Annotated in this window: 27 protein-coding genes and 1 tRNA gene; 15 read left to right on the top strand and 13 right to left on the bottom strand. The window is 64.5% G+C overall.

Going from position 1 to position 25104, the window contains the following annotated elements; all coding sequences use genetic code 11:
- Positions 1 to 77: 77 nt before the first annotated feature.
- On the bottom strand, positions 78 to 992 hold the full coding sequence (locus tag CK228_RS10965) for a DMT family transporter (protein ID WP_095787865.1): 915 nt from the start codon (positions 990 to 992) through the stop codon (positions 78 to 80).
- A 149-nt stretch (positions 993 to 1141) separates the two neighbouring features.
- Positions 1142 to 2017, bottom strand: a complete 876-nt coding sequence (gluQRS, locus tag CK228_RS10960) for a tRNA glutamyl-Q(34) synthetase GluQRS (RefSeq protein ID WP_095787864.1) — start codon at positions 2015 to 2017, stop codon at positions 1142 to 1144.
- 75 nt (positions 2018 to 2092) lie between these two features.
- Between gluQRS and CK228_RS10955 the strand changes: the two genes are divergently transcribed.
- The 3 genes from CK228_RS10955 (at position 2093) to CK228_RS10945 (ending at position 3714) form a co-directional block, all read left to right on the top strand.
- Positions 2093 to 2734: a DNA-3-methyladenine glycosylase gene (locus tag CK228_RS10955; protein WP_095788036.1), complete on the top strand. Its 642-nt coding sequence runs from the start codon at positions 2093 to 2095 to the stop codon at positions 2732 to 2734.
- Between the two features lie 128 nt (positions 2735 to 2862).
- Positions 2863 to 3420 (top strand): HNH endonuclease, encoded by a 558-nt coding sequence (locus CK228_RS10950; protein ID WP_010911702.1) that lies wholly within the window; start codon positions 2863 to 2865, stop codon positions 3418 to 3420.
- A gap of 30 nt (positions 3421 to 3450) precedes the next feature.
- Positions 3451 to 3714: a hypothetical protein gene (locus tag CK228_RS10945; protein ID WP_095787863.1), complete on the top strand. Its 264-nt coding sequence runs from the start codon at positions 3451 to 3453 to the stop codon at positions 3712 to 3714.
- Between the two features lie 18 nt (positions 3715 to 3732).
- Here CK228_RS10945 and CK228_RS10940 read toward each other — a convergent pair whose 3' ends face one another.
- Together CK228_RS10940 and CK228_RS10935 are read right to left on the bottom strand one after the other, a co-directional pair.
- The gene (locus CK228_RS10940) at positions 3733 to 4251 is read right to left on the bottom strand and encodes a disulfide bond formation protein B (protein WP_095772290.1); all 519 of its coding nucleotides are present in this window, start codon (positions 4249 to 4251) and stop codon (positions 3733 to 3735) included.
- Positions 4252 to 4279: 28 nt separating this feature from the next.
- Entirely contained in the window at positions 4280 to 4864 is a 585-nt protein-coding gene (locus CK228_RS10935; protein WP_095772374.1) for a YqaA family protein, read from the bottom strand.
- 276 nt (positions 4865 to 5140) lie between these two features.
- Here CK228_RS10935 and CK228_RS10930 point away from each other — a divergent pair.
- Positions 5141 to 5225, top strand: a tRNA-Leu gene (locus tag CK228_RS10930).
- Between the two features lie 21 nt (positions 5226 to 5246).
- Here CK228_RS10930 and CK228_RS10925 read toward each other — a convergent pair.
- The 5 genes from CK228_RS10925 to secA all read right to left on the bottom strand — a co-directional run bounded on the left by CK228_RS10925 (position 5247) and on the right by secA (position 13174).
- Positions 5247 to 6254 (bottom strand): YncE family protein, encoded by a 1008-nt coding sequence (locus CK228_RS10925; protein ID WP_245438008.1) that lies wholly within the window; start codon positions 6252 to 6254, stop codon positions 5247 to 5249.
- Between the two features lie 161 nt (positions 6255 to 6415).
- On the bottom strand, positions 6416 to 7210 hold the full coding sequence (locus CK228_RS10920; protein ID WP_245438007.1) for a creatininase family protein: 795 nt from the start codon (positions 7208 to 7210) through the stop codon (positions 6416 to 6418).
- Between the two features lie 149 nt (positions 7211 to 7359).
- Complete coding sequence (locus tag CK228_RS10915; protein WP_095772293.1) at positions 7360 to 8640, bottom strand: GNAT family N-acetyltransferase; 1281 nt, start codon at positions 8638 to 8640, stop codon at positions 7360 to 7362.
- Positions 8640 to 10040 (bottom strand): lipopolysaccharide biosynthesis protein, encoded by a 1401-nt coding sequence (locus tag CK228_RS10910; RefSeq protein WP_095787860.1) that lies wholly within the window; start codon positions 10038 to 10040, stop codon positions 8640 to 8642. Before CK228_RS10910 ends, CK228_RS10915 begins: the two co-directional genes overlap by 1 nt.
- Before the next feature lie 401 nt (positions 10041 to 10441).
- Positions 10442 to 13174 carry a preprotein translocase subunit SecA gene (gene secA, locus CK228_RS10905; RefSeq protein WP_095787859.1) on the bottom strand — a complete coding sequence of 911 codons (2733 nt, stop codon included), beginning with the start codon at positions 13172 to 13174 and terminating at the stop codon, positions 10442 to 10444.
- A 262-nt stretch (positions 13175 to 13436) separates the two neighbouring features.
- On the opposite strand from secA, the gene CK228_RS10900 reads away from it, so the two are divergent.
- On the top strand, positions 13437 to 14348 hold the full coding sequence (locus CK228_RS10900; RefSeq protein WP_095787858.1) for a peptidylprolyl isomerase: 912 nt from the start codon (positions 13437 to 13439) through the stop codon (positions 14346 to 14348).
- 68 nt (positions 14349 to 14416) lie between these two features.
- Here CK228_RS10900 and CK228_RS10895 read toward each other — a convergent pair whose 3' ends face one another.
- Positions 14417 to 15013: a TetR/AcrR family transcriptional regulator gene (locus CK228_RS10895; protein ID WP_095788035.1), complete on the bottom strand. Its 597-nt coding sequence runs from the start codon at positions 15011 to 15013 to the stop codon at positions 14417 to 14419.
- Between the two features lie 262 nt (positions 15014 to 15275).
- Here CK228_RS10895 and CK228_RS10890 point away from each other — a divergent pair, with 262 nt between their 5' ends.
- Positions 15276 to 16493 (top strand): MFS transporter, encoded by a 1218-nt coding sequence (locus CK228_RS10890; RefSeq protein WP_095788034.1) that lies wholly within the window; start codon positions 15276 to 15278, stop codon positions 16491 to 16493.
- A gap of 22 nt (positions 16494 to 16515) precedes the next feature.
- On the opposite strand, the gene CK228_RS10885 is transcribed toward CK228_RS10890, so the two are convergent.
- Positions 16516 to 17745: a caspase domain-containing protein gene (locus CK228_RS10885; RefSeq protein ID WP_095788033.1), complete on the bottom strand. Its 1230-nt coding sequence runs from the start codon at positions 17743 to 17745 to the stop codon at positions 16516 to 16518.
- 167 nt (positions 17746 to 17912) lie between these two features.
- On the opposite strand from CK228_RS10885, the gene argJ reads away from it, so the two are divergent.
- From argJ to CK228_RS10860, 5 genes are all read left to right on the top strand, one after another.
- Positions 17913 to 19154 (top strand): bifunctional glutamate N-acetyltransferase/amino-acid acetyltransferase ArgJ, encoded by a 1242-nt coding sequence (gene argJ, locus CK228_RS10880; RefSeq protein ID WP_095787857.1) that lies wholly within the window; start codon positions 17913 to 17915, stop codon positions 19152 to 19154.
- Between the two features lie 29 nt (positions 19155 to 19183).
- Positions 19184 to 19936, top strand: a complete 753-nt coding sequence (locus CK228_RS10875; protein ID WP_095787856.1) for a GNAT family N-acetyltransferase — start codon at positions 19184 to 19186, stop codon at positions 19934 to 19936.
- An 8-nt stretch (positions 19937 to 19944) separates the two neighbouring features.
- Positions 19945 to 20367 (top strand): (deoxy)nucleoside triphosphate pyrophosphohydrolase, encoded by a 423-nt coding sequence (locus CK228_RS10870; RefSeq protein WP_019861362.1) that lies wholly within the window; start codon positions 19945 to 19947, stop codon positions 20365 to 20367.
- A 202-nt stretch (positions 20368 to 20569) separates the two neighbouring features.
- Entirely contained in the window at positions 20570 to 20887 is a 318-nt protein-coding gene (locus CK228_RS10865; protein ID WP_095772299.1) for a hypothetical protein, read from the top strand.
- A gap of 107 nt (positions 20888 to 20994) precedes the next feature.
- On the top strand, positions 20995 to 21174 hold the full coding sequence (locus tag CK228_RS10860) for a Flp family type IVb pilin (protein ID WP_095772300.1): 180 nt from the start codon (positions 20995 to 20997) through the stop codon (positions 21172 to 21174).
- A gap of 24 nt (positions 21175 to 21198) precedes the next feature.
- Here the strand turns inward: CK228_RS10860 and CK228_RS10855 are convergent, their stop codons facing one another.
- Entirely contained in the window at positions 21199 to 22071 is an 873-nt protein-coding gene (locus tag CK228_RS10855) for a methyltransferase domain-containing protein (RefSeq protein WP_095787855.1), read from the bottom strand.
- A gap of 65 nt (positions 22072 to 22136) precedes the next feature.
- Between CK228_RS10855 and CK228_RS10850 the strand changes: the two genes are divergently transcribed.
- The 4 genes from CK228_RS10850 to CK228_RS10835 are packed head-to-tail and all read left to right on the top strand — an operon-like array spanning position 22137 to position 24535.
- Positions 22137 to 22937, top strand: coding sequence for a ComF family protein (locus CK228_RS10850; protein WP_095772302.1), 801 nt, complete (start codon positions 22137 to 22139; stop codon positions 22935 to 22937).
- Positions 22938 to 22963: 26 nt separating this feature from the next.
- Positions 22964 to 23233 (top strand): glutaredoxin 3, encoded by a 270-nt coding sequence (gene grxC, locus CK228_RS10845; RefSeq protein WP_095772303.1) that lies wholly within the window; start codon positions 22964 to 22966, stop codon positions 23231 to 23233.
- Positions 23234 to 23243: 10 nt separating this feature from the next.
- Complete coding sequence (locus CK228_RS10840) at positions 23244 to 24113, top strand: carbon-nitrogen hydrolase family protein (protein WP_095787854.1); 870 nt, start codon at positions 23244 to 23246, stop codon at positions 24111 to 24113.
- The gene (locus CK228_RS10835; RefSeq protein WP_095787853.1) at positions 24110 to 24535 is read left to right on the top strand and encodes a DUF1178 family protein; all 426 of its coding nucleotides are present in this window, start codon (positions 24110 to 24112) and stop codon (positions 24533 to 24535) included. Before CK228_RS10840 ends, CK228_RS10835 begins: the two co-directional genes overlap by 4 nt.
- Positions 24536 to 24538: 3 nt before the next feature.
- Here CK228_RS10835 and CK228_RS10830 read toward each other — a convergent pair whose 3' ends face one another.
- Positions 24539 to 25024 (bottom strand): MarR family transcriptional regulator, encoded by a 486-nt coding sequence (locus CK228_RS10830; protein WP_095787852.1) that lies wholly within the window; start codon positions 25022 to 25024, stop codon positions 24539 to 24541.
- Positions 25025 to 25104 lie beyond the last annotated feature (80 nt).

Raw genomic sequence — 25104 nt, 5'->3', positions numbered from 1 at the left:
CTTCCTCAATTCCTCAATTCCTCAATTCCTCAATTCCTCAATTCCTCAATTCCTCAATTCCTCAATTCCTCAATTCCTCAATTCCTCAATTCCTCAGTTCTTTTCAATCCCTCAATTCTTCCCTTGGCCGGCCGCGCCGTCGCCAGGCCGACGCCGAAGGTGGTGATCGCCATGCCGACGATCTGCAGCGCGTTGAGCTGTTCGTCGAACAGCGCCCAGGCGATGACCGCCGTCACCGCCGGCACCAGGTAGAACAGCGAGGCGACTTTCGACATTTCGCCGTCGCGGATCATCACCATCAGCAGGAAGATGGCGCCGAGCGACAGCACCAGCACCAGCCAGGCCATGGCGAAGATCAGTTCGCCGTTGATGATGACGGTGTGCGTTTCGAAGGCGAGCGCGGCCAGGATCATCAGCGAGGCGCCGCCGACATATTGCCACATTGTCGCGGCGACGAGGTCGCCGCCGGAAGCAAAACGCTTCTGCCAGATGGTGCCGGCGCTCATGCCGAGCACCGAGACCAGCGAGGCGGTCAGCGTCGCCGCGGTCACGCCACCACCGAGCGCGCCAAGCTTTGGCCACAGCACGATGACGATGCCGATCAGGCCAATGCCAAGGCCGAGCCAGTGGCGCGGCAGGATCGCTTCTCCCAGGAACTTGCCGGCAAGCACCGCGGTGATCAGCGGCTGCAGGCCGACGATCAGGGCCGAAAACCCGGCCGGCATGCCCCTGTGGATGGCCCAGAAGACGGCGCCGAGATAGACACCATGCATCAGCACGCCGGCGCCGGTGGCGTGTAGCGCCTCCTTGCGGGTGGCTCGCTTCGAACCCAGAACGGGCATCAGGGCTGCCAGCAGGATGGCCGCTATGACGAAACGGGCGGCGAGGAAGGTGAACGGCTCCGCCCATGGCATGGCATAGCGCGCGCCGATGAAGCCCGTTGCCCACAGGACGACGAAGGTGGCGGGGATGAACCGCTTGATGCTTTGCATTTTCCGGAGACCGCCACGCTGGTGAAAAACTGACCGTGGCGCTGCTCTAATCCCGTTCTACCCGGCGCGCAAAACGAAACGATTGATCCATGCATCACCGGAATTCAATCGGTGGCGGATTCGTCACGCGTGCCCAGAGCTCCACCGGCTCAGAGACCGACCATCCGTCTGACGTCGTCAGGCGATGCGCCGGCCTCGCGCAGCTTGCCAAGGCCGATGTCGCCAAGGCTTTTCGACAGTTTCCGCCCGTCCGGCCCAAGGATGAGCCGATGGTGGAAATAGGCGGGTTGCGGAAGCCGAAGAAATTCCTGCAGCAGGCGCTGTACGCCTGTGGCGGAAAACAGGTCCTGCCCACGCACGACATGGCTGACCGCTTGCAGGGCGTCGTCGACAATGACGGCCAGGTGGTAGCTGGTCGGGATGTCGCGGCGCGCCACGATCACGTCGCCCCAGTCCTGCGGGCGGGCCTCGACCGAGCGCGTCGCCGATAGCGTCTCATCGCTGAATTCGGTCCATGCGAGGTCCCTGCCTACGCGTGTAACAGCGGCATCGACATCAAGTCGCCAGGCGAAGGGCTCGTTTTCGGCGATACGCCGTTTGCGTTCCTTCAGCGGCAACGCCTTGTCGGACGGAGGATAGAGCGGCACGCCATCGGGATCGCGCGGCCAGTCACGCCCGCGCTTTTCGCTGTCGGCTATGAATGCCCTGATCTCGCCACGGCTCATGAAGGCGGGGTAGACGAGGTCCTCGCGGATCAGCCGGTCGAGCACCGCCTGATATTCGGCGAAATGCTCCGACTGGCGGCGCACCGGCTCTTCCCAGCCAAGGCCCAGCCACTTCAGGTCGGCAAGCACGCCGGCTTCGAATTGCGGCGTGCAGCGCGTGGTGTCGATGTCCTCGATGCGCAGCAGCAGGCGGCCGTCGTGGGTCTGCGCGAGCTTCTGGTTGAGCAGCGCCGAATAGGCATGGCCGAGATGCAGTTCGCCGTTGGGGCTGGGCGCGAAGCGGAATGTCAGGAGCGTCATGTCTGAGGCGGCAATCGGGTTGTGCTGTGCTTTTGGCGGTTGCTACTTTGCTGCACATTGGCGGACAAGGATACCATGCAACGCATCGCGACACTGGACGACATTGCGCGGGGGCTCGATGCGCTTTGCATCATCGACCCGCGCCTGGAAAAGGTGCGCGGCATGGCCGGCGAGGTGCCGCTCCGGCTTTCGGAGCCGGGATTCAGGAGCCTGGCCTCGATCGTCGTCTCGCAGCAAGTGTCGCGGGCGAGCGCCGACGCCATCTTCGGCCGGCTGACGAAACTCGTCGATCCGCTGACGCCGCAGGCGATCCTGGCCGCCGGCGAGGACATGTTTCGCGAGGCAGGCCTGTCGCGGCCCAAGCAGCGCGGACTGATCGCGGTTGCCCAGGCGGTGGCCGACGGGCTCGACCTCAATCACCTCTGTTCGCTCGACGCGACCGAGGCGATCACCGCGATGACGGCGGTGCCCGGTATCGGTCCGTGGACGGCGGAAGTGTACCTTCTGTTTGCCGCCGGGCACCCCGACATTTTCCCCGCGCGTGACGTTGCGCTGCAAAGCGCGGTCGGCCATGCGCTCGGTATCGACCCGCGTCCGCCGGAGAAAACACTGATCGCATTGGCCGAATCATGGAGCCCGTGGCGAGGTGTCGCATCGCGGCTTTTCTGGTCCTATTATCGCGAAACCAGGGGCAGGGATGCCGCGCCGCCGTCCTGAATCTACAAAAAAGCATAAAAATCGGGGTTTTTTGACGCTTTGGGCAAGCGACAATCCGCTTCACATCCCTGTCATGTCGGGCTTACAGTATCCGCGCCGTTCGGGTCTAGAACCAAGGAGGTAAACACGTGACGGTTGCCGTATCTCCGGATGGGCTTCCAGCACTGGTGCTGAACGCGGATTACCGTCCGCTCAGCTACTACCCCCTGTCGCTCTGGTCCTGGCAGGACGCCATCAAGGCGGTGTTCCTCGACCGTGTGAACATCGTCGCCGAATACGAGCATGCGGTGTCCTCGCCGACCTTCTCGATGAAGCTGCCGAGCGTGGTCAGCCTGAAGGCCTATGTGAAGCCGTCCAGGCACCCGGCCTTCACCCGCTTCAACGTCTTCCTGCGCGACCGCTTCCAGTGCCAGTATTGCGGCACGCCCGACGACCTGACCTTCGACCACGTCATCCCCCGCCATCGCGGCGGTGCGACGACCTGGGAGAATGTCGTCGCCGCCTGCTCGCCCTGCAATCTGAGAAAGGGCGGCATGATGCCGGCGCATGCCAAGATGTGGCCGCTGCAGAAGCCCTATCAGCCGACCGTGCATGATCTGCACAACAACGGCCGCCTGTTCCCGCCGAACCATCTGCATGAAAGCTGGATGGATTATCTCTACTGGGATGTCGAGCTGGAACCATAGTGTCGGTGAGCAGAGCCGATTGGCCGACGCATGTACAAGATCACCATCGAGTGCCATGACGTTGCGCCGACGCTAGGCCCGCGAGCCGCCGTCGATATAGAGCAAGAGTTCCGCGCTGGCCGAACCTGGCACCGGCAGCCCAGCTGTACCTATGCCGACGGGAAACTTCTGCTTGTCGCAAGAAATGACTTTGACGCCGACGGAAAGGCGCTGCTCGACGAATTCTGGGACTGTCTCGCCGTGTATCTTGGAGAACACGGAGCCATGAACATCCTCAGCGTCGAGCAGGTCTGAAAATCGCCCCGATCCGCGTCAATCGCGGGCCAGCGCGCCGCGGAAGGCGACGGCGGCCAGGATGAGGCTGGCGATGGCGTTCCAGCCGGCCAGCGACAGGCCCAGGATGCGCAGAGCCGCCTTGTCGCAGGAGGGCGGCACGAATTTGTCGAGCGCGTCGAGCACGCCCTTGCCGCCGGTGTCGACCGGGCCGGCGCCCGCCGTGCAGTCGGTCGGACCGGCCCACCACTGCCATTCGACGCCGGAATGATAGACGCCGAGATAGAGGCCGTAGAGCATCAACAGGCCGCCAATGCCCAGCAAGCCGCGCGTCAGCCAGGCCGGCGCCCGCAGCATCGATGCGATCACCGCCAGCACCATCAGCGGCGCGCCGATATAATAGGGCGTGCGCTGCTCGAGGCAGAGATGGCAGGGGATATAGCCGCCAATATACTGGAAGCCGAGCGCCGAGCCGACGGTCGCGGCCATGGCGACGGCGAGAAACAGGGCGGTCCGTGTCCGCTGGCGTCCGGTGTCGGCATTCATGGTCGCTGTCATGGGTCTTTTGTCCGTTGGTCCGGCCCGCTTAGAACGCGTATTTGACGATGATATAGAGCAAAATCAGGGCAGCCGCCGCGGCGCCTGCGATCAGCCCGAGGCGCTTTTCGATAAATTCGCGGATCGATTCGCCATAGCGCCGCAGCAGCCAGGCCAGGAGCAGGAAGCGCGCGCCGCGAGCGACGATGGCCGAGATGATGAAGATCAGCAAATTGACGTGCAGGGCGCCGGCAAGGATGGTGACGACCTTGATTGGCGGCAGGTGCGCGAGACCGGAAGTAACAAGCAGCACCAGCATCAGACCGACGCCAGAATTCTGCCAGCGCTCGAAGGTCTCCAGGCCGCCGAAATGCTCCAGGATCGGACGGGCGATGGTGTCGTAGGCGAAATAGCCGATCATCCAGCCGGCGATGCCGCCCAGCACCGAGGCGGCGGTGGCGGTCAGCGCATAGCGGTAGGCGCGGTCGGGGCGTGCCAACGCCATCGGAAGATAGAGTACATCGGCCGGCACGAAGAAGAACGAGCTTTCAATGAAGGCGATGATGGCAAGCCACCATTCCGCGGATTTCCTGGCCGCCAGCGACAAGGTCCAGTCGTAAAGTCCGCGAAGCATCGGCACTCCTATGCGTGTCGCCCAAACGGTGCGCAGCGATTTCGGGGCAATGGCATGCACAAAACAAAAAACCCAAAGCGCGCCATCCATCCGCCGGGACGCGCCTCGCTTTGATGCGCCGCCTGTCTAGAAAGATTTTCCGCGACGCACAATGGCAGCGCGGTCACGAAATCAAAAGGCGAAGATTGGTCGCATCCTGGTGATCTCGAGATTTGGCCAGTTGACGAACAGGCCTCCGACCGTATAGTCCGCGCCCATCCAGGCCGCCCGGCCTGAGCCCCTATGGCGGAATTGGTAGACGCGCTCGACTCAAAATCGAGTTCCGCAAGGAGTGCTGGTTCGATCCCGGCTAGGGGCACCAATTTTTTCCGCAAACGCAACGCTACCGCATGTTGCCGGTATGGCCCTGCGAATATCTGCCGGGCTGCGGCCAGACCGTCAGGCCATGAGGCTCGACGCCGACCCGGATTTTCGTCACGGCGCCCGAGGTGGTGTCGATCATGTAGACCTCGCTGTCGAAGCGGCCGGACAACCACAATTGCCTGCCGTCGGCGCTGACATTGCCCATGTCGGGGCTGCCGCCACCGGGTATTGGCCATTGCGCGACGACCGAACGGGTGGCGAAGTCGATGACGGTCACGCTGCCCGGCCCCTTTGCACGGCCTTGCTCCATCTTGTGCGAGCCACGGTTTGAAACGTAGAGTTTTGTCCCGTCGCGGCTCACGACAAAGCCGTGCGTTCCGATGCCGGTGGCGATGAAGCCGATCTCGGAAAAGCTGTCTCCGTCGATCAGGAACACGCCGTCGTTCATCATGTCGGCGACATAGAAGACCTTGCCGTCGGGCGAAAGCCGGATGTCCTGCGGCATGCCCATCTTCGACAAAGCGAGGTGGCCGAGCACCTTCTGGTTTTTCAGGTCCACCTTCAACAGTCCGCCATCGCCGTATTCGCAGGTGAATATGGCGTAGGCATTGTCGGCGGAGAAATCGGCATGGTTGATGCCAGGGCAGGTCGGGGTCGGTATTGATGACTTCAGCGCCATGGTCTGCGGATCGCGCAGATCAAGCCGCTGATAGGCCTCATCGACGATGACGGCCGCACTTCCATCCGGCATGAAGTACATGTTGTAGGGGTCATCGACCGGGATTTCGTGACCCGGCCTGGCGGTCTTGGGGTCGATCGGCGTCACGCTGCCCTTGCTGGTGCCGCTGGCGTTGTTGGCGACCCAGAGCGTCCTGAGATCCCAGGCCGGAACGACGTGCTGCGGCTTGCGCCCGACAGGGAACCTGTCGACCTCCTTGAGCGTCGCGGGGTCGATGACCGATACGCTGTTGGACGAGCGGTTCGGAACATAGACGCGCGGCAGCGCGCCTGTCGTGGCGGGGCTCAAATGATCAGGGGTTGTATGGTCGTAGATATTGACCGGAGAGCCGGCAGGTGGCGGCTCGCTGCAATCCTCAGGGCATGAACCAGCTGAAGCCGATGCCGGCGACAGGGCAAGCAACAAAACGAGCAGGGCGCGGAAGCTCGTGAACCGTGGATATGGCTTGATCATTTGGGCTGCTGTCTTGCGAATTCGCGGATCGCTTCGGTCGTCCCGTTGACGATCAGGTCGACGCCGAGTTGACCAAACTCGGCCGACGATCGTGTCGGGTCGCCACCATAGACGCCGTCGTCGGCGCCGAGCTTCGGCGCCGCCGCGAGGCGATCCTTGCGCACCATGGAAGGGTCGATGGCGAGCATCAGCGATGTGTCAGCCAATCCGGCGTGGGATCCGATCTCGGACTGCCTCGCGCCGGCCGACAGGAGCCTGTCGACATAAGCGCCCTGGGTGATCTGATAGTATTGCAGCGCCGCAAAGACCCGGACCGGGCTTTTGCTCCATTCGGCATTCAGACGATCGGCCACATGGCGCTCGTCGGCCTGATAGCCGCCATGGTCGCCGATCAGCACGATGGTCCTGAAGCCGTGCAGCTTGAAGCTGCGCGCCGCGGATTCGAGCAATTGCTCGAAAATCTTGTCGCTGATGGTAATCGTTCCGGGAAACCGCATATGGGCGCTCGGCGGGTCGATGGTTCCTTCCGGGACATAGGAGATCACCGGGGCGACCAAGGCGTTGCCGAGTTGACCGGCAATCTTCTCGGCCAGGAACTTGACCCGCACATTGTGCTTGCCCAAGGCCATGGCAGGACCGCTTTGTTCGGTGCCGCCTATCGGGACGATGATCGTCGTCGTCCCGGCGCTGATCCGATCGCGCAGTTCGGTCCAGGTCTGGTCTTCGAGGAAGACCGACGCATTGGCAGCATGGGCCGCCGAGGCAAGACCCGACAGAACCCAAAGGCCCACGATAATGCTCGCGAGCGTGAAATCGTGCCGTGCGATCAGCCTTCGGGCGATGCGTTGCACCGGACCGGATGTCGGCCGATTTCCTGCAGTCAATCCGGGGGCGGAGGTCGCGGCATGGCGTCGGCGGCCACGAAGGTTCGGGATCATGGCTATCGCCGTCTCAGCAGGCTCTTCATGCGGTTGCGCAGCAGGCGGGCCATGTTGCGGGTCTCGCGGTAGAGATGCAGCTGCGAGGCGGCCTGGCGGGCGAGCCGGTCGGCGTCCGGGGTCAGCCCGATCACCAGCGTGCCGATCGGCTTGCGTTCGGCCCACAGCCGGCTCATCACCGGATGATCCGGCACCGCGCAGGAATCGGTCATCATGATGTTGGGATCGTCGAGATGCTGCCGGGTGACCTCGATCATCAGCAGCGTGCCCGGCGAATAGGCGGCCAGCGTCTCGTCATAGGCCGTCTTCCAGGTATAGGCGACGCCGGCCTCGACGAAGACGATCAGGCAAGCGATGGAGCGGCCGTCGAGCGTCAGCGAATGGATGCGGCACATGTCCTGTTCGGCCAGCCGGTGCACTGCCTCGCGGGCAAAGGCGGCGCGGAAGCGGTCGATCGCCATGGCGGTGCGCTCACGGCCCTTCCAGCCGGAGGCTTCCAGCGTCAGGAAACCTTCGATGGCGTGGCGGATCTCCTCGGGGCCGCGCGCCACGACATGCTCCAGCCTGCCGAGGTCGGCAAGGCGCCGTTTCAGGCGGCGGAACTCGCGATAATGGTGCGGGCGCAGCGAAGCCTTCAGATAGTCATCGCCGTCGAGCTCGCTCTCCAGCACGGGGCGCGGGGTCTGGCCGGTGGTGACCAGCGTCAGGCCACGCGTCTCGGCCACGGTGTCAAGCAGGCTCGCCACCGGACCGTCGAGCCTGATGTCGGGCAGCACGAAGACTTTCGGCAGCTTGAGGTGCGGGCGCGACAGCATCGAAAAGAAATCCTCGACGACGCCAACCGGATCGTCGCGGTCGATCAGCGGCGTGCCGAGCGGACCGAACGGGCTCGACCAGGTGCGCATCACCGGAACGCCGAGCGGCACCACCGGGCGTTCCACCGAGATCGGCACCAGCAGGCGCAGCCGGTTGCGGTATTCGTCGCCGTCGCGGATCACCGCCAGCCGCACCTCGCGATCCTCCAGCCGGGGCATGGCCGGCGCCAGGAAGCGCGGGTTGAAGAAGACGTTCGGCTCGACCGTGCGGGCGCACAGATAATCCAGCTCCTCGACCAGATCGAAGCCGGCGGACGCCGGGTAGATGGCAAGCTTGCGCTCCGGCCGGTTGTTGGCGAGGATTTCGATATGGGCGGGATCGGGATCGCGCGCCAGCCCGGCAAGGCCGGACACCATGGCGCCGGCGGTGCCGCCGCTGGTCTCCTCGAGCAACGGGATGGCGACCATCAGGCGGCTCCTTTGGCAGGCACGAAGATCGCCATGACGATGCCGAGCTTGCGCCAGACGGTGAAGGACAGCGCGCCGGCCTCGAAGATCATGGCGAAGGCGGTGGCCATGGCGGCGCCCCACAGGCCGAAATGCGGGATCAGCACCACGTTGAGGCCGATGTTGAAGGCCAGTGTCATGGCATAGACGGCGGCGCAGATGTTCTGGTTGCCGCTCATGGTGAGCAGGCTTTCGCAAGGGCCGACAGCGGCGCGCGCCACGACGCCGAAGACGAGCAGGAACAGCAGCGGATAGCCCGACGTGAATTCGGGGCCGAACAGCACCAGCATGGGTTTGCCCAGCGCCAGCACCAGCAGCGCCATCAGCAGCGAGGGCCAGAAGGTCCACGACACCGTCTCGCGGGCAAAGACGGCAAGCTTCTCCGGCTCGCCATGGGTGAATTGCGCATAACGCTGGGCGACACCGGCCTTGACGGCGAAATAGACGAAATGCACCAGCGCCAGCGTCTTGACCGTGGCGAAATAGACGGCGACGTCGTTGGGATCCATATAGGCGCCGACCATCAGCACGTCGGCATTGGTGAGCAGGAAGAAGAAGCTTTCGACCAGGAAGATCGGCAGCGAGACGATGAACCATTGCGCGAAATGCACCTTCATCGGCCCGGCCGGGATCTGCCTTTCCATGCGGTGCGTGACGCCGACCAGCTGGGCGAGCGTGGTGACATAGGTGGCGCCGATCGAGGCGAAGATCGCCGTCCTGGCATCGGCCGCGTAGCCGGCGAACAGCATCAGCGCCATGAACAGCAGGATCAGCACCGGCCGTATCAGATAGGTCGGCGACAGGGCAAACAGCGGCCAGCTGTTCGCCCTGGCCTGGCCCTGCAACAGATCCGACAGCGCGATCATCGGCAGGCAGATGACGCCGAGGATGAAGGGGATCACGTAGTAGTTCTCGATCCAGGGTGCCGCCAGCCAGACGCCGAGCGCGCCGAGCCCGGCGATGATGGTGGAAGCGATCAGCACGAACAGGCGGCTGGCGACGACGATACCGCGCAGTTCGTCCATCAGGCCGCGCTCGCGATATTCGGGGATGAAGCGGATGACCGAGGTGTGGAAGCCGAGGCAGGCGAGGTTGCCGACGATCACCATCGTCACCCAGACCAGCACGAAGATGCCGTATTCGAACGAACCCATCCAGCGCGCCATCAGCACCTGGCTGATGAAGGCGATGACGGCGCTGACGATGCGGATGGAGAAGGCGATGACCGACATGCGGCCGGCCTCGCCACGCTCATCGGCGGTGAACAGCACGGCGTCGATGCGGCCAAGCAACGGCCCGACGCGCAGCGCCAAACGCTGCGGCAAGAACCGCCCGGCAGTCGTGGCCGCGGAAAAGCGCACCCCGATCTCTCTCCGTTTTCCGCCTCTTTTTCAGGCGTTGGTGTAGCGGAGACACATTAAGAAAACGTGGGTGGGCGTCCTTCGTCCCCTGAGCAGGAGAAGGTGCCGGCAGGCGGAAGAGGGGCAGCGCCGGCTTCGAGAATTTCTGCTGATGCGGGAAGTTCGGGAAGAATTATCTACGAACGCACCGGGCTTTGCCGAGCCCGGAATGTCATCTCATCAATTGGAGGTTGGGCTAGTCACGGAGCTCAGCGCCGCCCCTCATCCGCCCTTCGGGCACCCGGCCCTTCGCTATCGCTCCGGGCGTTCGTCGTTCGAAAAGCCAAGCAATTGGCTTTTCGTCCGCTGCGCGGACCACGCCTCACCCCCGGATAGTGACGGGGAGAAGGAAGAGCGCGTCCTTACGCAAAAGCCCCGTGGCAGTGCTTGTACTTCTTGCCGGAGCCGCAGGGGCAGGCTTCGTTGCGGCCGACCTTGCCCCAGGTGGCCTGATTGTTCGGGTCGCGGTCTTCGGGGGCTACCACGGCGCTCTGCTCCTGGCGCACCAGGACGGCGGTTTCGCCGCCTTCGAAGTCGTTCTCGCCAGTGGTGCCGTCAATATGCGTGCCGAACATGTCGGGCGCTTCCGGCGGCGGGGCTTCGGCGGCCTGGCGGACCAGCTCGACGCGCATCAGCTGCGCGGTGACGGCCTGGCGCAGATTGCCCAGCATCGCCTGGAACAGCTCGAACGCCTCGCCCTTGTACTCCTGCAGCGGGTCGCGCTGAGCGTAGCCGCGGAAGCCGACGACCGAGCGCAGGTGGTCGAGATTGACGATGTGCTCGCGCCACAGATGGTCGAGCGTCTGCAGGACCACGGAGCGTTCGACATAGTTCATCACTTCGGGGCCGAAGCGCTCGGCGCGCTCCTTGGCGGCGGCGTCGGCGGCAGCCGTGATGCGCTCGCGGATGTCGTCCTCGGCGATGCCCTCTTCCTTGGCCCAGTCCTCGACCGGCAGGTCGAGATTGAGGAATTCGGCGACCTCGGCCTTCAGGCCGGCGACATCCCATTGCTCGGCATAGGCGTTTTCGGGGATGGCCTTGGCGACGATCTCGTCGATGACGCCCTCGCGCATCTCGGTGATGGTTTCCGACAGGCCTTCGCCGTCCATCAGCTCGATGCGCTGCTCGAACACCACCTTGCGCTGGTCGTTGGAGACGTCGTCATACTTCAGCAGGTTCTTGCGGATGTCGAAGTTGCGCGCCTCGACCTTCTTCTGTGCCTTTTCCAGCGCCTTGTTGATCCAGGGGTGGATGATCGCCTCGTCTTCCTTGAGGCCGAGCTTCTGCAGCATGCCGTCCATGCGCTCGGAGCCGAAGATGCGCATCAAGTCGTCCTGCAGCGACAGGAAGAATTTCGAACGGCCCGGGTCGCCCTGACGGCCGGAACGGCCGCGCAACTGATTGTCGATGCGGCGCGATTCATGGCGCTCGGTGGCGAGCACGTAGAGGCCGCCGGCCGCCAGCGCCTTTTCCTTCAGGCGCTCGACGTCGTCATTGATTTCCTTTTCCCGCGCCTCGCGCTCGGGGCCGGCCGGCATGTCGCCCAGCTCATCGGCGATGCGCATCTCGGCATTGCCGCCGAGCTTGATGTCGGTGCCGCGGCCGGCCATGTTGGTGGCGATGGTGATGGCGCCGGGCTTGCCGGCCTGGGCGACGATCGCCGCCTCGCGCTCGTGGTGGCGGGCGTTCAGCACCTCGAAATCCTTGAAGCCTTCCTTGCGCAGGCGCTCGGCCAGCTGCTCGGACTTCTCGATGGAGGTGGTGCCGACCAGCGTCGGCTGGCCCTTGGCGCTGGCCTCGCGGATCTCCTTGACGATCGCCTTGTACTTCTCCTCGACCGTCCGGTAGACCTCGTCGTCCTCGTCCTTGCGGATGACCGGCAGATTGGTCGGGATCTCGGTGACTTCGAGACCGTAAATGTTGCCGAATTCCTCGGCCTCGGTCAGCGCCGTGCCGGTCATGCCGGACAGCTTCTTGTAGAGGCGGAAGTAGTTCTGGAAGGTGACGGAGGCCAGCGTCTGGTTCTCCGGCTGGATCGCCACATGCTCCTTGGCTTCCAGCGCCTGGTGCAGGCCTTCCGAATAGCGGCGGCCGGGCATCATGCGGCCGGTGAACTCGTCGATGATGACGATCTCGCCGTTGCGCACGATATAGTCCTTGTCGCGCTGGAACAGCTGGTGCGCCTTCAGCGCGTTGTTGACGTGGTGGACGATGGCGACGTTCTCGACGTCATAGAGCGACTCGCCCTTCAGCAGGTCGGCATCGCGCAGAAGGTTCTCCAGCTTCTCGGTGCCTTCCTCGGTGAAGATCGAGGTCTTCTGCTTCTCGTCGATCTCATAATCCTGCGGCTGCAGCTGGATGATGAAAGTGTCGATGGTGTTGTACATTTCCGAGCGGTCCTCGAGCGGACCGGAAATGATCAGCGGTGTGCGCGCCTCGTCGACCAGGATGGAATCGACTTCGTCGACGATCGCGTAATTGTGGCCGCGCTGGACCATCTGGGCGCGCTCGTACTTCATGTTGTCGCGCAGATAGTCGAAGCCGAGCTCGTTGTTGGTGGCGTAGGTGACGTCGGACGCGTAGGCGACGCGGCGCTCCTCGTCGGACAGGCCGTGGACGATGACGCCGACCGAGAGGCCGAGGAATTTGTAGACGCGGCCCATCCATTCGGAGTCGCGGGTGGCGAGATAGTCGTTGACGGTGACGACATGGACGCCGTTGCCGGCGAGCGCGTTGAGGTAGACCGGCAGTGTCGCGACCAGGGTCTTGCCCTCGCCAGTGCGCATCTCGGCGATGCCGCCATTGTGCAGCACCATGCCGCCGATCAGCTGGACGTCGAAGGGACGCATGCCGAGCACGCGGCGTGCCGCCTCGCGCGCGGTGGCGAAGGCCGGGACCAGAAGGTCGTCGAGGGTGGCGCCATTGGCGATGTCCTGGCGAAATTTTTCCGTACGCCCCGCGAGTTCGGCGTCGGAGAGCGCCCGCATCTCGTTTTCCATGGCGTTGATCGCCTCGACACGGGGCCGGGTCGATTTGACCCGACGGTCGTTGGAGGAACCGAAAACCTTACGGGCGAGACCGCCGAGACTGACCATCCAATGGTCCTTTCGATAGAATTCTCAATCTTGAGACAGGCGCCGGCCGGCCCCATCAAATCCGCGTGATCGCACCGCCTGAATACGGGCAAACACAAAAAGCGCCCGGAAAACGGTTCTGGACGCAAAGTCGTTGGACAGATAAGAGGGGGCTCAACTGATGTCAACGCCGCGCTGGCCCTGCCGGTCGCGCCAAATTCCGCCACAATCTGGCTGATCTGGAAGCCACCCCTCCTTACAATCCTCCACCGGAGTCATCCTTATGCCCTTGTTGTTCCGCCGTGCGTCGCTTGCCAGCCTTGGCCTGGCCTTCGGCCTGTCGGCTCTTTGCCTGTCGCCCGTCATGGCGCAGGAGGCCGCTCCTGCTGCTCCGGCCGCACCCGCGGCGGCGCCGGTCGACCCCAATGCCGTGGTCGCCACCGTCAATGGCCAGCCCCTGACCGAAGCCGACCTGGTGCTTGCCGAGGGCGAGCTGTCGCAGCAGTTCGCGCAGCTGCCGCCCGAACAGCGCCGCGCGGCTGCCCTTTCGGCGGCCATCGAGATCCGCGTCATGGCCGCCAAGGCCGTTACCGACGGCCTCGACAAGGATCCCGACTTCCAGCGCCGCATGGCCTTCCTGCAGCAGCGCGCGCTGCATGGCGAGATGGTCGAGAAGGGCGTCGTCAACAAGGTCACCGACGCCGAGATCCGCGCCCGCTACGACCAGGAAATCGCCAACACGCCGCCGGTCAACGAGGTGCATGCCCGTCACATCCTCGTGAAGACGAAGGAAGAGGCCGAGGCGATCATCAAGCAGCTCGACGGCGGCGGCGATTTCCAGAAGCTCGCCAACGAGCACACCAGCGATCCATCGGGCAAGTCCAATGGCGGCGATCTCGGCTGGTTCGGACCCGGCCAGATGGTGCCGGAGTTCGACAAGGCGGCCCTCGCGCTCGAGGTCGGCAAATATACCGAGCAGCCGGTGCAGACGCAGTTCGGCTGGCATGTCATCAAGCTCGAGGACAAGCGCGCCAAGCAGCCGCCGGCCTTCGACGACGTCAAGGACCAGGCCAAGCAGGCAGTCATCCGCGACAAGTATTTCGCGCTGGTCAAGTCGCTGCGCGCCGGCGCCAAGGTCGAGATCCCCGACGCCAAGCTGAAGCAGGCCGTCGACACAATGGAAGCCGGCAAGTAAGCCTGATTGAGTTTCAAAAGGGCGCGGCAGCCAAGGGTTGCCGCGCCTTTTTTTTGACCGGCATACCGCTATCTGCCGGCTGCTATGCCTTGCAGGAGATAGCGGACCATCTTGCGTATCGTTGCCTCGGGCTCGTCGAGCCGGTTGGTCAGGAGATGCCGCCAGGCGTAGGAAGCGATGAGATCGGCGACCACGCCCGCATCGATCTCGCCGGCGATCTCGCCCCGCGCCTTGGCGCGCTCGATGATCTGGCCAGTGTGGGTGCGACGCGCTCCGGCATAGCCGGCCAGGGCGGCCGCCGCGGTTTCATCCGACTGTGCCTCGGCGATCAGCGACTTGAAAACATTGCCCGACGATGTCTCGCGCCAGTGCGTGAACAGATTGACCAGGAAGCCGACGAGATCCTCCTCCAGGCTTCCCGTATCGGGAATGTCGACGCGCTTCTGGCGCTGGTAGACTTCGAGCAGCAGTGCCGCCTTGCTCGGCCACCAGCGGTAGATGGTCGGCTTGCCGGCACGGGCGCGGCGGGCCACCGCCTCGATCGAGAAGCCGGCATAGCCAGCCTCGATCAGCACGGCTTCGGCAGCCTCCAGAATCGCTTCGGCGCTGTCGGGATTGCGCCTGGCGCCAATCGATTTGCGTGCCGGATCGGCGATTTCGCCCATGAGCCGTTCCTCCTGAAGCGGTTGCGTGTCGGCTGAAACGACAACCCGCCGGCAACCGTTGCCTCGCCCGCATTTCGCCAGCCGATGCCGACTATCCCGGAGCAAAAAGCGTTCGTTTTCCTTGCAGCGTTCGTGCTGATGCCGAATGAAGCCATTCGGCCGCAACATACGCTGATGCCAAAAGATGCTCATACATCATTGCTTGACGAAACGGAACGGTTCGTTCTATTCAACGAAACGTTTCGTTCCGATGGACATCACCATGACAACCATTATCGGATCCGGCTCCGCACCCGCCGAGACGACAATTTCGAGTTGGATAACCTTCTTGCTGGCTGCCGCCTGCGGGCTGATCGTTGCCAATATCTATTACGCACAGCCATTGATTGGCCCGATCGGCGCCGAACTTGGCCTGCCCCCGCATGCGGCTGGCCTGATCGTTACGATGGCGCAGATTGGCTACGGGGTGGGCCTGCTGTTCATCGTGCCGCTTGGCGACCTCGTCGAGAACCGCAGGCTCGTGCTTGGCATACTCGCCGTTGCGACGCTGGCCTTGCTGGGCGCGGCGATTTCAACGCAGCCGGCGGCATTTCTGGCCGCGATGCTGTTTGTCGGCCTTGGCTCGGTCGCGGTGCAGACCCTTATCCCCTATGCGGCCCACTTGGCGCCGGAAGCCAGGCGTGGCCGCGTGGTCGGCAATGTCTCGGTGGGATTGTTGCTGGGCATAATGCTGTCACGGCCGTTTTCCTCCTTCATCACCGCGCTCTCGTCCTGGCATGTCGTCTACTTCACCTCTTGCGCCGTCATGATCGTGCTGACCGTCGTGCTGCGGTTCGCGCTGCCCAGGCGCGTGCCGACGGCACGTCTAAGCTACGGCGCGCTTTTGGCGTCCATGGTGCAGATTGCGCGCTCGACACCGGTCCTGCGGCGGCGGGCTCTCTATCAGGCCTTCCTGTTCGCCGCCTTCAGCCTGTTCTGGACGACGACGCCGCTGCTGCTGGCCGGACCCGATTTTGGCTTGACGCAACGCGGCATAGGCCTGTTCGCTTTGGCGGGCGTCGCCGGCGCAATCGCCGCACCGCTCGCCGGAAGGGTCGCCGACCGCGGATGGAGCCGCCCGGCGACAGCCTTTGCCATGCTGTGCGTCGCCGCCGCCTTTCTCGTAACCCATATCGCCCATAGCGGTTCGACGCTTTCGTTGGCGCTGCTGGTCGCCGCCGCCATCGTGCTCGACTTCGGCGTGCAGACCAACCTTGTCCTCGGCTATCGGGACCTGTTCGCGCTCGGCGCCGCGCATCGCAGCCGCCTGAACGGACTCTACATGGCGACGTTCTTCATCGCCGGCGCGATCGGCTCGGGCGTCGGCGGTTGGGCCTATGCGCAAGGCGGCTGGCCACTGGTGTCCTGGATCGGCCTGGCGCTGCCGGTTGCTGCACTGCTCAGTTTCGGCACCGAATTCATGTCGCGCCAAAGCCCGTGAATTCGCGCCCCGGGTCAGCGCATCATTGCGTCGCCTGCGAGGTTTCGGATTCGATGCGCCATCCCTCCACGGCCTTGACCAGCCCGAGCGTGACGCGCGCCTTGCCGGTCAGCCGTGCCGCCGACTTGTCCTTCGGCACGTAGTCGTAGCGCATGGCAAAGGCGGCGTCGGCGCGGTCCTCGCCATGCGGCGTGATCTCCAGGCTGCCGGGTTCCAGCCCGAGCGACCACGAGGACCACTGCGCGAACCAGTCGGTCTTCACCTTGACGATGGCATCGGCGTCGTAGCGTGTGCCGAAAATGGTGGCCGACGCGCCGTAGATCCGCTTGACCGTTTCAGCCATCGTCTTGGTGTCCGGCGTCAGATAATCCCGGCGCAGGAATTGTTCGATCGAAGCCTTGTCGTCACCCACGGAGCGTTCAAGTGCAGCGACCTGTGGAGCCGGCGCCGGCTCGGCCGCCGGCTTGGGTTTCGGGGCAGGGCCTTCACCCGGGACGAATTCGAAGCGTTCGAGCAGCGAGCCCTGCTCCCAGGGGCGCTGGCCTTCGCGGGTTTGCGAAACGACGTCGCGGCGCACCGCGATCATCATGTCGTTGATGCTCTGGCCGGGCTCGGCGATGTGCCGCAACAGGGCGGCGGCAAAGGGCGAGTTGCGCCCGGTGCCGTCCATGGCGACCGCGCCCGGCGCCGTCGAGAAGGCGATGAAGGAGCCGCGCGTCGAATCGAACTGCGCCAGGCCGGCGAGCGCCGTCGCCGAGCGCGTGGTGGCGGTGCGGCTCAGGCTGCGCGCAAACGGGTTGTTGCGGCAGGCATCGAGAAACACCAGGCTGACCTTGGTCTGCTGTTCCATGATGTCGAGGACTTCGTCGATCGGCACGGCTTCGAGCTGCAGTTTCACCGGCATGTCGAGCCTGGCGTCGACCGGCACGATGTAGTTGCGCCCGTCGACCTGCAGGCCGTGGCCGGCATAGTAGAAAAGCCCGACGCCCGCGCCTTGGAGCGCATCGGAGAATTCGCCGATGCTGCGTTCGAGCTCGCGCTTGCCGAGATCGTTGCCTTCGATGACCTCGAAACCGATGGAGCGCAGCTTGTCGGCGATGTCGAGCGCGTCGTTGACCGGATTGGCCAGCGTGCCGGCCTCGGCATAGGTGCCGTTGCCGATGACGAGAGCCACGCGCCGCGCCGGCTCAGCGTCGGCGCTCAGCAGCAACAGTCCCAGAAATGCCCAAGCGAGGATCGCGAGCCTGCCCATGGGCGCGATCATAGCGTCACAGGGCCCGGCGATGCCAACAGATTTGAAATGCAGGCTTAATCCGGCGTGGTTCGCCGCCCCGGCAGGCGCGGCGAAAACGCCCTTGCGCCCGCGCGCCGTATCGGGCAAACCGGCCTTCCCTTGCGATTTTCCCGCCCGAGGTCCCCATGTCCACGACGATTTCGCCGCTCGCGCCGAAGAAGTACCCCAAGATGCCTGTCATTGAAGGGGTGCGCATCGCCACCGCCGAAGCGGGGATAAAGTACAAGAACCGCACCGACCTGCTGGCCATGATGTTCGATGCCGGCACCGCGGTCGCCGGCGTGTTCACCAGGTCGAAATGCCCCTCGGCGCCGGTCGATTTCTGCCGCCAGAACCTTGCCGCCGGCAAGGCGCGGGTGCTGGTCGTCAATTCCGGCAATGCCAACGCCTTCACCGGCAGGAAGGGCCGCGAATCCACCGCGCTGACCGGCGAGGCGGCGGCAAAGGCTGCCGGCTGCACGGCAGGGGAGGTCTTCCTGGCCTCGACCGGTGTCATCGGCGAGCCGCTCGACGCGACCAAGTTCAGCCACCTGCTCGCCGGACTGGTCAGCGTTGGCAAGCCCGACCTGTGGACCGAGGCGGCGAAGGCCATCATGACCACGGACACCTATCCGAAAGTGGCGACGCAGACCGTCAAGCTTGGCGATACCGAGGTCACCATCAACGGCATCTCCAAGGGCGCCGGCATGATCGCGCCCGACATGGCGACGATGCTGTCCTTCATCGCCACCGACGCGCCGATCGCGGCCCCTGTGCTGCAGGATCTGCTGTCGCGCGGCACGGCCAAGACCTTTAACGCGGTGACTGTCGATAGCGACACCTCGACCAGCGACACGCTGCTGATCTTCGCCACCGGCAAGGCGGCGAAGCGCGGTGCGCCCGAAATCACCGACCCGAAAGACGCACGGCTCGGTCAGTTCCGCCGGGCGCTCGGCAAGGTGCTGAAGTCGCTGGCGCTACAGGTGGTGCGCGACGGCGAGGGCGCCCGCAAGCAGGTCGAAGTCACCGTCACTGGCGCGAAATCGGCCCGCTCGGCCAAGCGCATCGCGCTGTCGATCGCCAATTCGCCGCTGGTCAAGACGGCGGTCGCCGGCGAGGATGCCAATTGGGGCCGTGTCGTCATGGCCGTCGGCAAGGCCGGCGAGCCCGCCGACCGCGACCGGCTGTCGATCTGGTTCGGTGACAACCGGCTGGCGCATGAGGGCGAGCGCGATCCGGCCTATTCGGAAGAAAAGACCTCGGCCTACATGAAGCGCGACGATATCCGCATCCGTGCCGATATCGGCATTGGCCGCGGCAAGGCGACGGTGTGGACCTGCGACCTCACCAAGGAATATGTCGCCATCAACGGCGATTATCGGAGCTGACGGTTTTGGCTTCCAGGCATCCGGCAAGCATGCTTGCGATCGTGCGCCGCTACGAGGCGGCCGGCTTTCGCGCCTGGCCGGCGGCCGCCGTCCATTATGACGGCACCTGGGTGGTGCGGCTCACCGCCGGCCATCCGGCGAAGCGGTTGAATTCGGTCAACCCGCTCGATCCCGGCGACATCCAGCACATAGCCGACCGGATCGGCCGCGCCAGCCGCCGTTTCGACGCCTATGGCAGGCCGCTGACGTTCCGCATGTCGCCGCTGTCGGGTCCCGATCTTGCCGGCCATCTCGACAAGGAGGGCTGGAGCCGATTCGACGAATCGCTGGTCATGCGGCTGCCGCTGGCCGACGCCCAGCTCGATGCCGCCATGGATCAGATTCCGCTCAAGGACATCAGCCGCTTCATCGGCGCGTCGCTCAAGGTCAGCGGCTCGGATGTTTCGCTGCGGCCCGGCCTGTCGGAGATCATCGGCGCCATCCAGCCCGAGGCCGGGCTGTTCGCACTGGAAGATGGGGCGGAGGCGCTGGCGACGTTGATCTGCGTGCATGACGGCGATCTCGCCGGCCTGTTCGAAGTCGCCACCGACAAGGCCGCGCGCAACAAGGGCCATGGCAGCAACCTGATCCGGTCGGCGCTGAAATGGGCGCGGCTGCGCGGCGCGCGGGAAGCCTGGCTGCAGGTCGAGGCCGGCAACGTGCCGGCGCTGGCGCTCTATCGGTCGCTCGGCTTCGAGGAAGTCTATCGCTACCATTATCGCCGCCCGCCCGGTCATGAGTGACGTCGGGCATGAATGATCCGGCCAATACCGGCAAGCGCCTGCTCTTGGTCGCGGCCTGCGCGCTTGTCGATACCGACGGCCGCGTGCTGCTCGCGCAGCGGCCCGAGGGCAAGCAGCTTGCCGGCCTGTGGGAATTTCCCGGAGGCAAGGTCGAGCCAGGTGAGACGCCGGAACAATGCATCATCCGAGAATTGCACGAGGAGATCGGCATCGAGACCGAAATCCCTTGCCTGGCCCCGCTTACCTTCGCCAGCCATTCCTATGACGACTTCCATCTGTTGATGCCGCTGTTTGTCTGCCGCCGCTTCCGCGGCATCGCCCAGCCCCGGGAAGGACAGGCGCTGAAATGGGTACGGCCGAAGCAGATGCGTGACTATCCGATGCCGCCGGCCGACGCGCCGCTGATTCCGTTCCTGATCGATCTGCTCTGAGGATTTGTCTTGACGCGATTCCCAAGGGAAGCGCTCCGCGCTTTGCCGGGAAAACCGCTCCACAAGTTTTCCTGGAGTTGCTCTGAGGAGCGGGCCACCGCCCATATCAGCCAGCGTTAATGGAAGATTTATCTCATCATGAAAAATTGATGCATGGCCGTGTCGTCGCGGCCGCGTCGCGGATTGGCTGGGGAGCGATAGGATGAGCCTGGACAGGGATTGGGATTCGATCCGGCCCGACCGCGGCTTTCGTGCCGCCGATGCGGGCATGGGCATCCTGCGCGTGACACTGCTGTTCGGCTCGGCCGCGGTGGCGCTGGCGCTGATCGCGACCCCATACCTCGACAGCCAGACGCGCTCGCAATCGGCGCGCGATGATTTTCCCGGTGGTCTCGACATGACGGCCACCGGCTCGATCGGCCATCGCACCACCTATACGGTGCGCCGCAGCGTGCTGCAGGCGCAGCCCGGTTCGGTCTGCATCATCGGCTCCGATGGCAGAACCAGCGGCGACTGCTGACATGGTTGGAATTTGCAAGAGGTGGCGGTTTCACCGCCTGTTAAGGCTTTGCCGTTAACCTTTCTTAACAGGTCGGCGGTAAGGTCCTCGGCGAGGGGATCGAGGTGATGAAACCAGTGCTGCTGCATTTTCTGAAAGACGAATCCGGCGCCACGGCGGTCGAATATGGCTTGATCATCGCTGTGTTGTCGCTGACCATCGTCGCCGGCATCGGTCAGGTGTTCAACTCGATCACCTGGCTGTTCAGCGACAATGGCAGCCGGCTTGCGAACGCGTTCGCACCCTGATCCGGCTGTCCGCGGCTGACCCGATCATTGCCCGTCGGGAGCTTCCAGTATCGTCTTCAGCGAGACTTTGGCGGAACCCGGCTTCAGCGGTTTCTGCTGCGATGCATCGGGCGCCCAGCCGGACATCCAGACCATCGAGAAACTTGCGCGGATTCGGCCGTCGGCGTCGGAAAACCGCTCGGCATAGATTTCCGCGGCACGCGCAAACAGTCTGCGTGTGCCCGGCCGCCGGCTGCGATCGGTGAGGGCGCTGGTTTCGCCCATGGCGCGCAGATCGGCCATCAAGGCAAACAAATTGGCATAGCGCACCGTCACGGTCTCGACATCGGCGACCGGCAGGGCAAGACCGGCGCGCTGCAGCAGCGCACCGGCGTCGCGCACGTCGGTAAAGGGGATGACGCGGGGGCTGGCGCCGCCGTAAAGCTCGGTCTCGGCGGCAAGCAGGCTCTCACGCAACTCGCCGAGCGTGCCGGCGCCGGCGAAGGCGCCGAGAAAGAGCCCGTCCGGCCGCAGCGCGCGACGGATCTGGATTAGCATGCCGGGAATGTCGTTCATCGCCTGTAACGACAGAAGCGATACCGCCAGATCGAGGCTTGCCGGCTCGAACGGCACGGTTTCCAGCGGCGCGACCAGGCCGACGGCACCCATCAGGAAGACGGCGTCCGTCTCGACGCGGACGATCTCCGCCACCTTGCCGCTCGCGGCGAGCACATCGGCCACGGCCGGCGTCTGGCAAAACAGCACCGCCGCCTTGCCGAACCGCCGCTCGACGGCACCCAGCCGGTCGGCAAGGTCCTCGGCGGCACGGTTCATCAGGAAATCGGCGCCGTCGACAGGATGGCTGAGCGCGCGCCGCTTGTGCGCCAGCCACAAAGAGGTATCCATAATAGGCTGCAACGGGTGGATCCTTGTTTGTCCACGCCCTGATATACTTGGTACACTCGGTGCGGAGAACCAACCACGTGGCCGATCCGATGCCAGAGATCAAGTCCATCGGGATCAGGAACCTCGCCCGATCGGCCCTGGGCTGGCCGGCGCGCATGCTGTTTCCGCCGGTCTGTGCCGGTTGCCGCCGGCATGTCTCGCAGCCGGGCGTGCTGTGCGGCGCCTGCTGGCCAAAGCTGCGGCTCTTGGAACGGCCCTGGTGCCCGGTGATGGGCACGCCGTTCACCCACCATATGGGCGAGGGTTTTCTGTCGGCCGAGGCGATCGCGGATCCGCCGCCCTTCGAGCGGGCGCGGGCAGCCGTCGCCTATTCCGGCGTTGCCCGCCAGATGGTGCAAGGGCTGAAATACCAGGATCGCACCGATCTGGCGCCTTGGATGGCGCGCTGGATGGTGCGCGCAGGCGCCGATCTCATCGCCGAAGCCGATGTGGTGGTGCCGGTGCCGCTGCACTGGCGGCGTTTTTTCCGGCGGCGCTTCAACCAGTCGGCGGAACTGGCGCGTGCGGTTTGTGAGCTCAGCGGCCTGTCTTTCGCGCCTTCCGCCATGCGGCGCGTAAAACTCACCCGCCAGCAGGTCGGGCTCGAGCGGCAGGAGCGCGAGGAGAATGTGCGAGCCGCCTTCCGCGTGCCTGCCGAGGCGGAGATCGAGATCGCCGGCCGCAGGGTGCTTCTGATCGATGACGTCTACACCACGGGCGCCACCGTGCGCGCGGCCACCAAGGCGCTGAAAAAGGGAGGTGCCGCCGCCGTCGACGTGCTGACCTTCGCGCGTGTGCTGCCGGGGGACTTCCGGGCGGACGAGTCCGTGACTATATAAGTCGGCAACGGAAGCGGAAATTCGTCATGGTCGATGTCACGATCTATACGCGCATGATGTGCGGTTACTGCACGGCGGCCAAGCGGCTGCTGGAGCGCAAGGGCGTCACCTATACCGAGCATGACGCCTCGTTTTCGCCGGAACTGCGCCAGGAGATGATCTCGCGAGCCCACGGCCGAACGACCTTTCCGCAGATTTTCATTGGCGATACGCATGTCGGCGGCTGCGACGATCTCCACGAGTTGGAGGCCGAAGGCCAGCTGGACAGGCTGCTCGCCAACGGCGCGACGATTTGAGGGTGTGACGATGGGTGTTTTCAAGGCTGCGGCGGTCCAGATGCGTTCCGGTGAAAGCCCCGAGCGAAATGCGGTCGATCTCGAACGGCTGGTGCGGGAGGCGGCCTGTCAGGGCGCGACCTATATCCAGACGCCGGAAATGACCGGGGCGCTGATCCGCGACAAGCAGGCGCGCGCCGCCTCCTTCACCTCCGAAGACAAGGACATCATCGTCGCGACTGGGCGCGGACTGGCGCGCGAACTCGGCGTCTTCCTGCATATCGGCTCGACCGCCCTCCTGCGCGCCGACGGCAAGCTCGCCAACCGGGCGCTGTTGTTCGGTCCGGACGGCGCGACGCTCGCCACCTATGACAAGATCCACATGTTCGACGTTGACCTCGACAATGGCGAGAGCTGGCGCGAATCTGCGGCCTACGAACCAGGCACCGAGGCCGTCGTGACCGAGGTAGCGGGCGCCGCGAAGCTTGGCTTTGCGGTCTGCTACGACCTGCGTTTCCCGCAACTGTTCCGCAACGAGGCGCTGGCTGGCGCCGATGTTTTGACCGTGCCCGCCGCCTTCACCCGACAGACCGGCGAGGCGCACTGGCATGTGCTGCTCAGGGCCCGTGCCATCGAGAACGGCGCCTTTGTCGTCGCCGCCGCGCAAGGCGGCCTGCACGAGGACGGCCGCGAGACGTTTGGGCATTCGCTGATCGTCGATCCCTGGGGGCGCATCATCGCCGAAGCCGCGCATGACGAGCCTGCGGTCATTGTCGCCGAGATCGACCCGGCGCAGTCGCTTGCGGCGCGCAAGAAGATCCCCAATTTGAAGAATGCGCGGGATTTCACCATCAATGCCGGCGCGGTGGATGCGCCGCGACTCAGGGGTGCTGCCTCTTGATCCGCTTTTCCCTTATCTGCGAGAACGAGCACGAGTTCGAGGGCTGGTTCCGCAGCAATGACGATTTCGACACCCAGAAGAAGCGTGGCTTTGTCGATTGCCCGAGCTGCGGCTCGCACAAGGTAGAGAAGGCCCTTATGTCGCCCGCCGTTTCCACGGCGCGCAAGCATGAGACCATAGCGCTCGCCATGGGTGAGGCGCAGAAGCAGGCCCTGGCACAACTGAAGGCAATGGCCGAGAAGGTGCGCGAGAATGCCGACTATGTCGGCGACAAATTCGCCGAGGAAGCGCGAAAAATCCATTTCGGCGAAACCGACCCGCGCGGCATCTATGGCGAGGCGACGCTGGAAGAGGCCAAGGGGCTGGCCGAGGATGGCGTCGATTTCATGCCGATCCCGGTGTTTCCGGACGACCGCAACTGAGGTTCAGCTCACGCTGCCTATCAATTTCTCAAGCAGGTGCGCGAGCGTTTCCCGTTCCGCAGGCGTCAGGCCCGCGAGGATCTCGTGCTCATTGGCGACGTGGGCGGTCAGGGCCTCGTCGATCAAGGCGAGACCCTTCTCGGTAAGCTGCACGACGATGCCGCGCCGGTCGTTGGGGTGCGGGCCGCGCAGGATCAATCCGGCCTTTTCCAATCGGTCGAGCCGGTTGGTCATGGCGCCTGAGGTTACCATGGTCGCTTCGTAGAGATCTGTCGGCGTCAGCGCGTAAGGTGAGCCTGAGCGGCGCAGCGTTGCCAGCACGTCGAACTCGCCGGCTTGCAATCCGAATTGCGCAAACAGCGGAGCCAGGCGATCACGCGCGATCAACGACGAGGCTTCGTTCAATCGCCCAAGCACGCCCATCGGCGAGACATCAAGGTCCGGCCGCTCCCGTTTCCACTGCTCGATCGCCTTCGCCGCGCGATCCATCTGTCTCACCGTTAAATATCTTGACGTTAAGAATCTTTGCGTTATCTTATCTTAAGGTACAGCACCGGCCAAGCGCCGCA

This window comes from Mesorhizobium sp. WSM4312 (assembly GCF_002294875.1).
Taxonomy (GTDB): Bacteria; Pseudomonadota; Alphaproteobacteria; order Rhizobiales; family Rhizobiaceae; genus Mesorhizobium.
This window is presented reverse-complemented; position numbering and strand designations above follow the sequence as displayed.